Source organism: Paenibacillus sp. G34, from assembly GCF_056856875.1.
This window is the reverse complement of record NZ_CM166469.1, coordinates 4094355-4107576: the sequence shown is the minus strand read 5'-3', so window position 1 is coordinate 4107576 and position 13222 is coordinate 4094355. Positions and strand designations below refer to the sequence as shown.

Sequence of the window (13222 nt, the reverse complement as noted above, 5' to 3'; positions counted from 1 at the left end):
ACGGAGACTCTTTGAAATAAGAAGATGATTGGATTGGGAATATCCGGGACGAAATAATGAATTCATACTTATAGGAGATACGAACATGTTTAAATATAGGTATGCCATTGAATATAAAGAAGATTTCAACGAAGTTATCCTGGACTTAGGCATTGATTCATCTTTAAAGAACGGTTATCTAATTACTAATTCTTGGGGATCAGATATTTTTGGATAATTCGCCACAACAAAGGAATATATCGGAAAACTAATCGAATTGCTGAAAGGGAAAATACCGTTATACGAAGGTGGAGGGAACGTCAATTTAATAAAATCAGACAAGTCTTTTACAACTTTTGAAGATATCTTTGCTGAAGATGATGAAGAGGACAGTACATGTGAAATTGAGACGGTAGAATACGTAAAGATACTATTGTTATGGGCAAAAGAGAACTTTCAATATAAAAGCCAGAAAGGTGTTATTTTGAAAGAAGACGCGGAATTAGCTGTAGGTTGGATCAATAAAAAAAGTACTGAGATTTCGGAGGTTCTGTTCGGATGAACGATGGAAGAACACTGACAACGAAAGCCGAAATAGATCAATTAGTTGAATCTTATTTCTGGATTATTGATTTTCCAAGAGCTTTAACATACTTTGGAGATCACGAAAGACATGGGTATGGTTCAGGTCCACTGGAGGTACAATTTTCATCCTATCATTCGCCAGAAGAAGAAGAGTACATTGGTGATCAGAAAGTATGTTTTATCGGAGAACCTGCAGCATACGATGAAGATGTAATGGCAGTCATGGAGCATGATGAATTTTATAAATATTTGTTGATTTACAGTGAGAAATACGTGGAGGAGCATCCAGAAGGTAAACAGGAGATATATAAGTTATTAGATCTGGTGAAAAAAAGATTGGGTTTACATTCTTAACTTTTTGATTGTGAAACGTAATATATAAGACCATTAACGTTACCAGAAGGGAACATAAGGTTGTACGAAGGTGAAAGAGGATTAAATCTGGACATATCAAAATTAAGCAAAGAAATTTCGTATGCATTACGACATGCACCTTGTGAATATGACTTGAGATAGATCATGAAGGGTGGGTGAATCCTTTTTCATGGAACATCCAGGCATTTATTTGAACGTATTATGAATGAGGGGCTTAAACCAATGGCAAGACAGTACGTTCATATGTCGGTTGATACTACTACAGCCAGTATGGTAGGAAAACGCAAGGATTCAAATCCAATACTATTAAAAATTCAGGCAGGTAATGCTTCACATGACGGGGTGAAATTTTACCAAGGCAACAATTTAGTTTGGTTGTCAGATTATGTTCCACCTCAATATATTTCTGCAGAATAGGCTTACGAATGAGGTGAACGAAGTGTATCTTGAGAGAGCAAAAGTAAAAATAAATAATATACATTGGGATAAGATCGGAACCATTGTGGCTGATGAAGATTCTAAATTAGGTTATGAGTTTTTAAGAAGATTAGCTGTGTTTTTTAAAGAGGAATAGCTAAAACCCCTACCACCAGCTTTTACGAATATAGCAAAATTGCTGGGTGACGTTGAGGATGAAATAGAGATTTCAATGTATTGTAGTCCAGAAGCAATAAAGTTTTTAAACAAAAATGTGTATGTACAAAGAATATTGGAGTATTACTTACAGCTAGCTAAGTATGCAGATGAATTACCAGTTGTCCATAAATACTTAAATATTTACGAACTTTTAATTAAAGTTATTGAAAGAGGTGGCTCATTTTCGATTAAACCGCTCTCATTAGATATAACAAATGTGGCTCATTTCCCTTTAAATGAATGGTATACTAGTTTTTTGGAAAAAGAACCGACCGACATTAAAGACCTTTAGTCTTGGAATAACTTTGAGGGGATCAGATAATGAAACTATCAAGAGAACAAGCTGAAAGATTAGCACTCCAATATGTAAGTAAAGATACAAATGAAAACTACAAATTGATACTAATTAGTGTTGAGGTTTCTAAATCCTCTCCCAACTATTGGGCGGCCACATTTGAAGTTAGAACCTCAGAAGATCATGTGTTAGAAGGCCCTTTACTGATACTTGTTGATGATAATCTCGAAAAGGCAATGAGCTTAGATAAAGCAGTAGCAGCTCACTTGGCTAATGGTGATGTTTAAGGGGTTAACCATTCAACTCACTCCTGTCGAATCTTTAAAATCCCTTTCCCATAACAGCCATTAATGAACGGTATTAGAGAAGGGGATTTCTTAAACTATTTAAAAAGGGAGAATGCTTCGTGCAATGGATAATTCTTATTGGCAATGAAGACTTTAATCTTAACCATATTCGTAATCTGAAACATTACGGTCAAAATAAAACTACTAATCTTGCTGAGAATAGATTTGTTGTAGATTACGGTGACGATCATGTTTTTTATGAAAGTTCAGAAGACATCATTAATGATTATGAAGAAGTTGATATAAAACGAATTCCTTTTTCAAACCCTCAATTTATAATGATGACGTATAAGAATGAAAAATTGATGAAACAAATATTGTCCCAAGAGAATTTTCCGCGTGGCATTTATATTGATGATGATAATGGAAAGATAGCCCCAATAGAAGATTTTATGGTGTCTTAATTATTATGTGGAACAGGCCTTGATTTCAAGTCGTATGATAAGTTATAAGTGACTATTGAGGTTGTTACAGAAAATTAGGGAATCACATCGTTTTATCTGTTGCATTTAGAAGAATGGAAGTGGAATTAGGGTATAGGACTGTAGTATTGAAACACAGTATTAGGATAGTAGGTTTACGTAGCAAATAAGGAGGTTGGACGGATTAAATTACCATTAAACTTCTGCTAACATAGATTTTATCCTATATTAGATGAGCGGTGAGCATGGATGAGTACGATTAAAGTATCACCTGAGCAGTTACATCGCGTATCCAGTCAGGTGGATCAGGCGAGGCAGGAATTGGAACATATCCAAGATAATCTCTCCAGACAAATCATGTTTCTTCAGGCCATGTGGATGGGTGTGACGCAGGAGCGTTTTTATGATGATTTTACAAGGTCACGCCCCGTACTGCAGAAAGCGCTGGAGAGTATGGTATATACTTCGAAGGAGTTAAAGGATATCGCGACGCGATTTGAGAATGCTGATGCGGAGAAGGGCAGTCTGGGCAGTGTTATTGGTGCTGTTGGTGCGGTATTGATGATGAAGAGCTCAATAAGTGATACGGGTTCAGAGGACAAAGGCTACCGGATGGCACAAGTCGATGTCTATGGTAGGCTGATGTGGATGCCTGTAAACGAGAACGGTGTTCCCGATCAGGCATCTTTGCAGGCTTATGAGAAGGATCAGGGACATTTGGATATCAATCGGATGCAAGCAGCAGGCCATGTGGAAGATCCTGGGGAAGATATTAATGCGTTGCAGATTAAAGCTTTTGAAAATCGAATCCATCCTTTTACAGGTGAGCCTGTATCCGATAAGTATGCTCAGATGATGCTGACTTCCCTGAAGTTCAGCCAGATATTTATGGCTTTTCAGATGGTTCGCGGAAGTATCCCGGGTCGCAAAGGGCCGTTTCGCTTACCTGCTTCTGATCCGGCTGTGATGAAGATTAAAAAGAATGTGGAAGCGGCTGAAGCGAGGAAAGGAAACCAGCAAAAAAAGGAGCCTAATAGCAAGGGACAATCAAGTGTGTCTGATCTTTATGATAAGGATGGAAAGTATACAGGAGGTAGAACTCAAAAGGAATTGGATGATTTGGCGAGTGACCCCTCGCATGGTTGGGAAATCAGAGATCAAGGTTTGAAAGAAAGAGAGATAGGACTAGATTTAGAGCAAAAAGGTAAATTAGGAAAGATCATACGTGACCCACAAGAGAATAAAGGCGCTGAATTTATTGATACTACTACTGGCCAAAAATGGGACGTGAAGAGTTTTGAGTCTTATCCTCACGGTCATACTTCACCGCGAAAGGGCGCATTCAGAATTATAAAATCTATGGATAAAATAAACGAGGAATTCGATCGTGGATATAATGTTGTTATTGATGTACGAGAGCTAGTTCCTGAACACGTTAAACAGCTTAAAAAGGCGGTAGAAGATGCCGGGGTTAAAGAACGAGTTATTTGGTATCCATAATAAAGGTGGTGCAGCAATGAAATTAACTAACCAACAAAAACTGATAGAGCAATTAAATTCACATCGAGTGTGGATTGAAACTCTCGGAGAGAAAGGTGAAAAATTAGGCCTAGATGAAATAGATTTTCGTCATATAGATCTTTCAGGATATCCATTGGATCAAGCCTATTTGACCGAATGCGCTTTTGATGGAATGAGTCTGGAACATATAGACATGTCATCATCGTTGTTATGTTCGTCGAGCTTTACTAAAAGCAACTTAGTAAATGCTGACTTTTATAAGGCAGATTTATCTTATGCAAATTTTACAGATGCAGATGCTCAAGGTGCAAGGTTCGCCAAAGCTGATCTTTCTGAGTCCGTTTTTATTAATACGAATCTAACAAATGCAATGCTAATTTCTAGCTCTTTATATCTTACAGATCTTCGCAATGCTAATATGAATCATGTAGATATCAGCTCGGCCTCGTTTAGAGAAACTTTACTGCAAGGAGCTACATTAACAGGACTTCAAGGAATAGAAGAAGCTTTTATAAAAAGCATTAATATCGGGACATTAGAAGAACCAAATATCCTATTGGGTGATGAAGCTATAAAATGGTTGCAGGATAAAAGTTTGAGTAAGGAATAGATGTTTGGTGTTTGGGACATAGTTTAACTTTAACTTTGACTCAATGAAAAAATACTAGCGCATTTCCCGCTAAATTCCCACTTCACCTCATCCCATGAACTATAATTTTCCTGAGGTGACCTTACCATGAAGGATAATATGTCAAACCTGATCGAAGATTTGTTTCACGGGAACCTACGGTTAGACGAGTCGATTCATCCTGAACAGGCTGAGTATTACGAAATTAACAGCCAAATATCGGATATCATGCAAAACTACAAAACAAAGCTCCCGGACACAGAATACGATGCCTTGGAGCAGCTGATCGACTTGATCGGACAGTCCACATCCAGATATGTGGAAGCGGCGTTTGAGCAGGGTTTTCGCACAGGTGGCAGACTGATGATTGAGGTTTTAGCCAAACCGTGAGTATCTATCTACCTTATGAGCCAGCAGACAATACACAGCAATATTAAAAATCCCCTTCTCCATTACCACCAATCACGCTGGCATGGGGGAGGGGACTTTGCTTTATAAATTATTCTTTTATCTTACCACCCCAAACCTACCGCGCACCAATATTCTTCCCTGCTGGCGTTCCCGATCCAATCAGATCACTGCCACCTGCAAGCTTCAGGAAGTTACCCAATACAGGCGTACCGTCTGCGGCACGGGTTACCGAAGGAACGAGGGAGACAAAGTCGGCTGCGCTGGCGAGCAGGCCTTTGTCGTTAACGCTTTTTTTGTTTTTCCACCAGACGTTGGTGCTGCTGACATCGGTTCCGCTGGTTTTGTCGCTGGCGCCGCCCTGGAAGGACAGGTTGTTGGTGAAGATGTGAGTACCTTTGTCAAAAGCAAAGTTGCTTTGTCCATTGTTCCATGAAGTATTGTTGGTCATCTGAATCGAACCTGGATTGCTGTTATAGGTAAAGCCATGTTTTTTGTTATTAAACGCAATGTTGTTCTCGACAATGTGATTTACGGCAATCTTCTCGCCACCCAGCTTGAAGCCGTTACCATCGCTGTTCGAAGTGGACGTTCCGTCAGCAGTTGCGCCGTTGCCGTATGCGATGCTGTTGCGGATCGTGACCGCACCGATGGCACCTGTTTCCGTTTTACTATAGAGATCCCAGCCATCGTCCACGTTATAAGCGGCAATACAGCCGTCAAAGACGTTCCCTGGACCTACGGTAAGCTTGGCGGCAAAACCGTCTGCATCCTCGCCGTCATCCGGGTCGTAGTTGTTGTGGGAGTAGGAACGAATGACTTCGTTATAGGAAGGCCATTCACTTTTGGCAGCCGTTGAAGCATAACGTCCCATCTGAATGCCGGTATCCCGGTTATGGTGGGCTTCGATCTGCTCCAGACGGTTGTAGCTGCCGCTGATGAAGATACCGTTATCTCCGGCTCCTTTGACTTCAAGTCCTTTTACAAACCAATAATCTCCGAACATTTGCAATCCCCGATTCGTGGAAGCGAAGGCTTGAGCCGAGAAATCAAAGACAGGTTTTTCCGATCCGTAGGCGACCAGATTTTTACGTTGTGAAGAGGTACCGCTGTTGCCGCGTTCAATCGTAATCGTTTGTGAAAAGCTGTAGGTTCCGCCGCGCAGATAGATTGTTTTGCCTGGGGCGATCTGGGTCAGAGCATTAGCCAGCGACGTTGGACTATTGATCGTTCCCGGATTGCTGGCAGAGCCGTTAGGGGACACGTACAAATCACCTGCGGCAAGCGTAATATCGGAACTATTTACCATGGACTCTGACGCTGAGGTATTAGGAACCCCGTCTTCCAGAAGTTCTGCGGCACCGACCGAACCACCGCTTAACAATAATAGTGGGAACGCAGCACTGAGACAGATGTTGGTCATTTTGGATTTCAGGGAACGCTGGGATCGTGCAGATGCATGAGTAGATGTGGAAGGGAATAATTTCATGATGCAAGCCTCCTTGGTTAATTGGAATAAAATAAAAGCGTTGGCTGGAACCGAGTATGGACTGAACAAACAAAACAGCGCAGAACAAAGAAAAACAGAGCAGAGCCTGACTTCAATAAGAGCAGCATATGATACGATACTTGCTTCGTCCTACCCGCCCTACTGCCTAAAAGGTATCCACTCGGACACAGCTTCATGGTAAATGTTGTAAACGTTATCATCAATAATCATTTGATCAGGTTGCGTTTAGGACTGGCAGGACAGGCATAAGCGCTCCGAATCCTGTCCCATCCACAATGGAAATGTAATCCGATCATTGGCTGATCGGCTTTTTTTAACGAACCATCGTCCGAAATGAACGTGAATATGCCTGTTTTTCCCGAGCTGATCACACGAGACTTATCCCGAATTTACCGCTTTAAACTTCATTTTTCTCCAAATCAACAGCTGCCACCAAATAAAAAGCCCCATAAGCGGCTGCCAATACAGGCATCCAGACTCACGGGGCGATAATTCATCTAACTTTTTATGCTGACAATACTCATCCAGTTATGGACAATACTCGTCCAGCTAATCTAGCGCCTATTAATATCCATCCGTCTCGCGACTACGCTTTGCAGCCTGCTCAACGCTCGGATCATGCTTCGGTTGTACTGTTTCACTATCGTCTGTGGATACAGCAGCCAGTCCTTCTGCCACACGTCTTCCGTAATCCGCATCCGCTTGGGTAAAATGAGAGATCATGCGCTCCCGGATATCCGGTTTGCATTGGGCCAGTGCGCCGACCATGTTGTTGATTAACTCATCCCGCTCCCAGTTCTCGAACGCCCGGTACGTATCCCCGGCTTGTCCAAAATCATTCGTACGCTCAATTTTCTCCCGCACCAGATGGCCTTCCACCAGCGGTTCATGCTCCTTGCCACGGGGCTGAGCTTCCGTTAGTCCTCCAAGCGAAGAAGGCTCGTAATTCACATGTGGATTCTGACCCGGCGCCCGGTCGACTTTGTACTGCATTTGCCCGCCGCTTTGATTGGTGGCTACCCGGTTCTTCGGCGCATTCACGGGCAGTTGCAGATAGTTCGCACCCACCCGGTGACGCTGGGTATCCGAATAGGAGAAGGTGCGTCCTTGCAGCAGCTTGTCATCCGAGAAATCAAGCCCGTCCACCAGCACACCCGTCCCGAATGCGGCTTGTTCCACTTCATTAAAATAATCCTCGGGATTGCGATTCAACGTCATTTTATCTACAGGCAGAAACGGAAACTGATCCTGCGGCCACAGCTTGGTCGGGTCCAGCGGGTCAAAATCCAGTTCCGGATGCTCGCCATCCTCCATCACCTGAACGCACAGCTCCCATTCGGGATAGTCGCCCTGTTCAATCGCATGATACAGATCGAGCGTGGCGTGGTTGAAGTTCTGGCCTTGAATTTCACTGGCGTCCTTTTGCAGCAGGTTGCGGATGCCTTGTTTCAACGGTTCCCAGTGGTATTTGATCAGCACACCTTTGCCGTCCTGGTTCACCCATTTGTATGTATTTACGCCTGACCCCTGCATCTGACGATAATTCGCCGGAATGCCCCATGGAGAGAAGAGAAAGGTCACCATATGTGTCGCTTCGGGACTGAGGGAGACAAAATCGAAAAACCGCTCCATATCCTGTGCGTTAGTCAGTGGATCGGGTTTGAAGGCGTGCACCATATCCGGGAATTTGAGCGGGTCACGGATGAAAAAGATTTTCAAATTATTGCCGACCAGATCCCAGTTGCCGTCTTCGGTATAAAATTTAACGGCAAATCCGCGCGGGTCCCGCAGCGTCTCCGGGGAATGCCCGCCATGGATGACGGTCGAGAAGCGTACGAACACGGGCGTTTGTTTGCCTTTTTCTTGAAACAGACGTGCCCTTGTGTACTTCGATACGGGTTCATTTCCCGCCGTTCCATATGCTTCAAATACGCCATGAGCGCCAGCCCCGCGGGCATGCACGACCCGTTCCGGGATACGCTCGCGGTCGAAGTGTGTAATTTTTTCGAGAAAGTGATAGTTCTCCAGTGTGGTTGGTCCGCGGCTACCTACGGTTCTTACGTTCTGATTGTCGGTAATCGGATGGCCCTGCCGATCCGTCAACGTTTCGTTGGATGGGTCTGAGGAATGGCCGGATGGTGAAGAATGTTTATCCATAGAACGGTATACCCCTTTCCTAAAGTTGGATTCCTGTATATATTTTCCCTGTGGACAACATCTATACATAGCCCTATCTAGGTTTCTCCGTTAACCAAGTGAAAAAAAGCTTGTCTCCTGATCTATCACATGCGATAATTAACTTTTGCCCTGCGGCCTTTTTTGAACGGAAAATGAATGAAAGAGGACCGCGTCTAAGAATGGAGGTTGACCCAGGATTGTCTACACAACGTTACCCTTTTGCGTATGATCCGGCTGAACCTTTTGTATCCCGTCTGGGAGAGTGGGTTGCCGATGTGTTTTATGATATTTTGCCAGAGTCCGGCTTCGAGGTACGGGACGAACAGATTTTTATGGCGTACCAGCTCGAGCGGGCCTATGGAGATAAAAAGACGATTATGGCCGAGGCTGGCGTAGGAACAGGTAAAACACTCGTTTATCTGCTCTACGCGGTTTGTTATGCACGTTATACGGGCAAACCGGCGGTGATTGCCTGTGCCGATGAGTCTTTGATTGAACAGCTGGTGAAGCCGGGCGGAGATATTGCGAAGCTCGCTGAACATCTGGATTTGCAAGTGGATGCACGTCTGGGCAAGTCGCCAGATCAATACGTCTGTCTGAACAAGCTGAGTGCGGTACGATTCGCGGATGATGATGCGCCAGTGATTGAAGAAGTGTACGAGAGCCTGCCGGAATTTGTGAACACGCCGGGAACGCTTCAGGCTTTTCATCCGTATGGTGACCGCAAACAGTATCCGCATCTGAACGACCGCCAGTGGAACAAGATCAACTGGGATCCGTTTCAGGATTGTTTCGTGTGTCCAAAAAGACAACGCTGCGGCCTGACGCTGTCGCGTGATCATTACCGTCGTTCCAAAGACATCATCATCTGTTCCCATGATTACTACATGGAGCATGTGTGGACCTATGAAGCGCGCAAACGCGAAGGACAACTGCCTTTATTGCCGGATCACAGCTCGGTTGTATTTGATGAAGGCCATTTGCTGGAAGAAGCGGCATTGAATGCTCTCAGTTACAAGCTGAAACACCGCATCTTCGAGGAACTGGTCACACGTCTGCTCGAAGGCGAGATTCGTGAATCTCTTGCGGAGCGAGTAGATGAGGCGATTGAAAGCAGTGAGCGTTTGTTCCGTCTGCTCGATACGTATACGGTGGCCATTCCCGGTTCGGAACGGAAAGAAGTTCGGGTGGAAGCACCATTGCTGCGTGAGATTGAACGTTTGACGAATGTATTGGATGCGATTGGCGAAGAGCTGGTATTCGAGAGTGGATTATTCTCGCTGGACGGGTACCAGATGCGTGTCGTGGAAGAACATCTCGATATGATTCAGACGGCATTGTCTTTGTTCCGCAAGGAGGATGGTTACATCTGTTGGGCGGAAGAGAGCGAGGAAGAGACCACGTTGTCGATCATGCCGCGTACGGTAAAAGAAATACTGAACGAGCGTGTGTTCAACACTGGCATTCCGATTGTCTTTTCATCCGCTACGCTGTCCGTGGACAACTCATTCCGCTATGTGGCGGATAGTCTGGGGATTGACGATTTTGTATCGTTCTCCGTCGCTTCTCCGTATGATTACGCAGATAAAATGCAGATGAAAATTGCTGAACAGGCTGTTCCAGGTCAAGCAGAGAACAAGAACCGTTTGCGTGATGCGGCGGCTTTGCTTCAGGAGAGCGGCGGTCGTGCACTGATTCTGTTCCGTACGATGGAGGAGTTGCTTGCGTTCAAGCAGGATATCGTGCATGTACCAGAGGCGCAGGGCTTGCGCTTTATGTATGAAGGAGATCGGGAGATCAGTGATCTGATCGCTGCGTTCCAGCAGGATGAGGAGAGTGTGCTCTGCTCCGTCAATCTGTGGGAGGGACTGGATGTTCCGGGGCCTTCGCTGTCCAACGTGATAATCTGGTCGCTTCCGTACCCACCGCAGGACCCGGTATTCAATGCCAAACGGAATGCATCGGCTTCACCATATGAAGAGATCGATCTGCCGTATATGCTGCTGCGGGTGAAGCAGGGTCTTGGACGTTTGATTCGGACAAGCAGTGATTCCGGTTCGGCCGCGATTCTGGATGAGTCGATTTATACCCAAAAGGAAGCTAAAGACCGCATTGCGGCGCTGCTCCCGGAAGGTGTGGAATGGACAACTTTGGCCCATTAATCCGTAACCACGTTTCTAAGCGTTAAACGAATATGTAGGTGCAGCATGGATGCAGTACGACAAGATGGTTCATGTTTTGCGATTGAACTTTATGATTGATATTTTCTCATTCATATTTTGTGATTTATGTTTCCGCTGTATGACTCATGTCTTATGTCTGATACCTGCGCTCTGCGTGATTACTTTTGTGTTGCGAAAATAAAAATAAGCTCCTGTTCTCTTGGATACATGATCCGAGGTGAGCAGGGGCTTTATTTATTTTGATTATCTATCGGTTATTCATTTGGTTCTCGGTTTTATTATGTGATATGAACCGTAGAGCTTGTTGTTTAGACATTGTCGTGTAATGAATCCATTACCTTTGGCCTTGTTAAAAAATATCCATGCTCAGATACCGTTCCCCGGTATCCGGCGCAATGCAGAGCACGCGGTGCCCCGGCCCCAGTTCCTTCGCGATGCGAAGGGCGGCCCACACCGAAGCGCCAGAGGAAGGGCCAAGCAACAGCCCTTCCCGGGCAGCAAGCTGCCGCATCGTATCCAGTGCGTCCTCATCGGACACCTGGATGATGGCATCCCATACGTCGGTATTCAAGATGTCCGGGATGAAACCCGGACTTGTACCGACGAGTTTGTGCGGCCCGGGCTCGCCGCCGGACAGCACCGGGGAACCTTGCGGCTCCACCGCATAGATACGGAGGTCCGGAAGCTGCTTGCGCAGCTCTTCGCCCGTTCCGGTGATCGTGCCGCCGGTTCCGGCTGTTGCGATGAAGGCGTCTAGCCTGCCATCCATCTGCTGCATAATCTCGGGCGCGGTAGTAATCCGGTGAATATCCGGATTCGCCTGATTCTCAAATTGCTGCGGAATGAAGCTGCCCGGCAGATCGGCATGAAGTTCCTTCGCTTTACGAATAGCCCCAGGCATCCGCTCCGCAGCAGGCGTAAGTACAACCTCTGCACCGTAAGCCTTCAAAATGTTGATACGTTCCTTGGACATATTGTCCGGCATGATGAGGATCGCTTTGTATCCTTTGGCGGCAGCATTCATCGCAAGCCCAATCCCGGTATTACCGCTGGTCGGTTCGATAATGGTTGCCCCAGGTTGCAGCAATCCATCTCGTTCAGCCTGAGCGATCAGGTTGTAGGCGGCACGATCCTTGACGCTGCCGCTTGGATTGAAATACTCCAGCTTGACGAACACGTCAGCAGAGTCACTGCCTGTAAGACGGCTGAGCCGAACCGCAGGGGTCTGGCCGATCAGTTCCGTCACATCTGCGGCTACGAGCGGATGTGGCTTTGTATTTTTTGAAAGTGAAGGTAATTGCGAATTTGATCTTATATCCATAAAGTACAGCTCCTTGATTGAAGAGACATTGAGGACGTATCCGTTTCCCGGATTGGAATGGTGGGATATGTCTCCTCCATCTTAATGACAGAGCACGCAATGGTCAACCTGCTCAGCAGTCACTTGCTTGAAATATGGAGTCTCGCCAGAGCCTTGCTTCTTTCATCTGCAAGCTTGGGAACCAATCGCGCCTCATACCCCGAAAACCAATCGTATTCAAGTTTGTGTCAGATCCATCTTCAGATGGAGACTCAGCTCTTTTTTGACCTCATTGCGTGCAAATGTCCAGAGCATATAGAACTGTTGCATATACCCCCTGCATAAATAAACGGTTTCAATGCCATCCTTTCCCCGCGTTTCCTCCAGAACTTTCACGCCGCGTTTCCTCATCTGTTTGCGCAGCTCCAGCATTTCCTTAAGAACCTCATTCTGAATGCGAGTGAGGGACAAAATATAGACCTCAGGCATTTTCAGGAGCAGCGTATCCAGCGTTCGAATATCCCGTTCAAGTACATCCAGTAAAAGCGTGCGCACGACCATGCCTTTGATCAGGCGGTGATCTTCATCGGAAGGGGTGGGGGCGGAAGTAGAAGAGGATGTCATGCGATTCACTTCCTTAGGCTATAATTGGAATTTTATGTTTACAGAACATGTGTTCCTATATTATAATCAATATATGCAATAGAGATACGTTATACAACCGGGAAATAATGGGAGGTTGAATTTAGAGTATGGGTGATGATACTGGCATCCTGCTTTATTAGCGGCATATGGCGGAGTTTAAAGTTTAAGGTTTGAGGGCTAAAGTCTAAACGTAAGCTTCAGGAATTTGTA

General features: G+C 45.2%; 15 protein-coding genes. 11 read left to right on the top strand and 4 right to left on the bottom strand.

Features of this window, described 5'->3' with window-relative positions; translation table 11 throughout:
* Positions 1-256 precede the first annotated feature (256 nt).
* The 10 genes from AC1VYS_RS18690 to AC1VYS_RS18645 all read left to right on the top strand — a co-directional run bounded on the left by AC1VYS_RS18690 (position 257) and on the right by AC1VYS_RS18645 (position 5178).
* Entirely contained in the window at positions 257-541 is a 285-nt protein-coding gene (locus AC1VYS_RS18690; RefSeq protein WP_482910954.1) for a hypothetical protein, read from the top strand.
* Entirely contained in the window at positions 538-918 is a 381-nt protein-coding gene (gene cdiI / locus AC1VYS_RS18685; RefSeq protein WP_482910953.1) for a ribonuclease toxin immunity protein CdiI, read from the top strand. The genes AC1VYS_RS18690 and cdiI overlap by 4 nt, the downstream gene beginning before the upstream one ends.
* A gap of 180 nt (positions 919-1098) precedes the next feature.
* Positions 1099-1356: an RNA 2'-phosphotransferase gene (locus AC1VYS_RS18680; RefSeq protein WP_482915052.1), complete on the top strand. Its 258-nt coding sequence runs from the start codon at positions 1099-1101 to the stop codon at positions 1354-1356.
* Between the two features lie 22 nt (positions 1357-1378).
* Positions 1379-1513, top strand: a complete 135-nt coding sequence (locus AC1VYS_RS18675) for a hypothetical protein (protein WP_482910952.1) — start codon at positions 1379-1381, stop codon at positions 1511-1513.
* A 39-nt stretch (positions 1514-1552) separates the two neighbouring features.
* The gene (locus tag AC1VYS_RS18670; RefSeq protein WP_482910951.1) at positions 1553-1867 is read left to right on the top strand and encodes a hypothetical protein; all 315 of its coding nucleotides are present in this window, start codon (positions 1553-1555) and stop codon (positions 1865-1867) included.
* Between the two features lie 29 nt (positions 1868-1896).
* The gene (locus tag AC1VYS_RS18665; protein ID WP_482910950.1) at positions 1897-2157 is read left to right on the top strand and encodes a hypothetical protein; all 261 of its coding nucleotides are present in this window, start codon (positions 1897-1899) and stop codon (positions 2155-2157) included.
* A gap of 119 nt (positions 2158-2276) precedes the next feature.
* Entirely contained in the window at positions 2277-2621 is a 345-nt protein-coding gene (locus tag AC1VYS_RS18660) for a hypothetical protein (RefSeq protein WP_482910949.1), read from the top strand.
* A gap of 267 nt (positions 2622-2888) precedes the next feature.
* On the top strand, positions 2889-4139 hold the full coding sequence (locus AC1VYS_RS18655) for a WXG100 family type VII secretion target (protein WP_482910948.1): 1251 nt from the start codon (positions 2889-2891) through the stop codon (positions 4137-4139).
* Entirely contained in the window at positions 4102-4770 is a 669-nt protein-coding gene (locus AC1VYS_RS18650) for a pentapeptide repeat-containing protein (RefSeq protein ID WP_482910947.1), read from the top strand. The genes AC1VYS_RS18655 and AC1VYS_RS18650 overlap by 38 nt, the downstream gene beginning before the upstream one ends.
* Before the next feature lie 126 nt (positions 4771-4896).
* Positions 4897-5178: a DUF6809 family protein gene (locus AC1VYS_RS18645; protein ID WP_482910946.1), complete on the top strand. Its 282-nt coding sequence runs from the start codon at positions 4897-4899 to the stop codon at positions 5176-5178.
* 136 nt (positions 5179-5314) lie between these two features.
* On the opposite strand, the gene AC1VYS_RS18640 is transcribed toward AC1VYS_RS18645, so the two are convergent.
* Together AC1VYS_RS18640 and AC1VYS_RS18635 are read right to left on the bottom strand one after the other, a co-directional pair.
* On the bottom strand, positions 5315-6505 hold the full coding sequence (locus AC1VYS_RS18640) for a right-handed parallel beta-helix repeat-containing protein (protein ID WP_482915051.1): 1191 nt from the start codon (positions 6503-6505) through the stop codon (positions 5315-5317).
* Positions 6506-7270: 765 nt separating this feature from the next.
* Complete coding sequence (locus AC1VYS_RS18635) at positions 7271-8863, bottom strand: catalase (RefSeq protein WP_482910945.1); 1593 nt, start codon at positions 8861-8863, stop codon at positions 7271-7273.
* A gap of 218 nt (positions 8864-9081) precedes the next feature.
* On the opposite strand from AC1VYS_RS18635, the gene AC1VYS_RS18630 reads away from it, so the two are divergent.
* A complete protein-coding gene (locus AC1VYS_RS18630; RefSeq protein WP_482910944.1) occupies positions 9082-11046 on the top strand; it encodes an ATP-dependent DNA helicase in 1965 nt (654 codons plus the stop codon).
* A 370-nt stretch (positions 11047-11416) separates the two neighbouring features.
* Here AC1VYS_RS18630 and cysK read toward each other — a convergent pair whose 3' ends face one another.
* Together cysK and AC1VYS_RS18620 are read right to left on the bottom strand one after the other, a co-directional pair.
* Entirely contained in the window at positions 11417-12388 is a 972-nt protein-coding gene (gene cysK, locus AC1VYS_RS18625) for a cysteine synthase A (protein WP_482910943.1), read from the bottom strand.
* 216 nt (positions 12389-12604) lie between these two features.
* Positions 12605-12991 (bottom strand): YhjD family protein, encoded by a 387-nt coding sequence (locus AC1VYS_RS18620; RefSeq protein WP_482910942.1) that lies wholly within the window; start codon positions 12989-12991, stop codon positions 12605-12607.
* Between the last annotated feature and the right edge of the window lie 231 nt (positions 12992-13222).

Bases quoted from the DNA above. Each gene is read 5' to 3' on its own strand.
- cdiI (WP_482910953.1), top strand. From the start codon at position 538: ATGAACGATGGAAGAACACTGACAACGAAAGCCGAAATAGATCAATTA.
- AC1VYS_RS18665 (WP_482910950.1), top strand. From the start codon at position 1,897: ATGAAACTATCAAGAGAACAAGCTGAAAGATTAGCACTCCAATATGTA.
- AC1VYS_RS18655 (WP_482910948.1), top strand. From the start codon at position 2,889: ATGAGTACGATTAAAGTATCACCTGAGCAGTTACATCGCGTATCCAGT.
- AC1VYS_RS18650 (WP_482910947.1), top strand. From the start codon at position 4,102: ATGCCGGGGTTAAAGAACGAGTTATTTGGTATCCATAATAAAGGTGGT.
- AC1VYS_RS18645 (WP_482910946.1), top strand. From the start codon at position 4,897: ATGAAGGATAATATGTCAAACCTGATCGAAGATTTGTTTCACGGGAAC.
- AC1VYS_RS18640 (WP_482915051.1), bottom strand. From the start codon at position 6,505: ATGGTAAATAGTTCCGATATTACGCTTGCCGCAGGTGATTTGTACGTG.
- AC1VYS_RS18635 (WP_482910945.1), bottom strand. From the start codon at position 8,863: ATGGATAAACATTCTTCACCATCCGGCCATTCCTCAGACCCATCCAAC.
- cysK (WP_482910943.1), bottom strand. From the start codon at position 12,388: ATGGATATAAGATCAAATTCGCAATTACCTTCACTTTCAAAAAATACA.
- AC1VYS_RS18620 (WP_482910942.1), bottom strand. From the start codon at position 12,991: ATGACATCCTCTTCTACTTCCGCCCCCACCCCTTCCGATGAAGATCAC.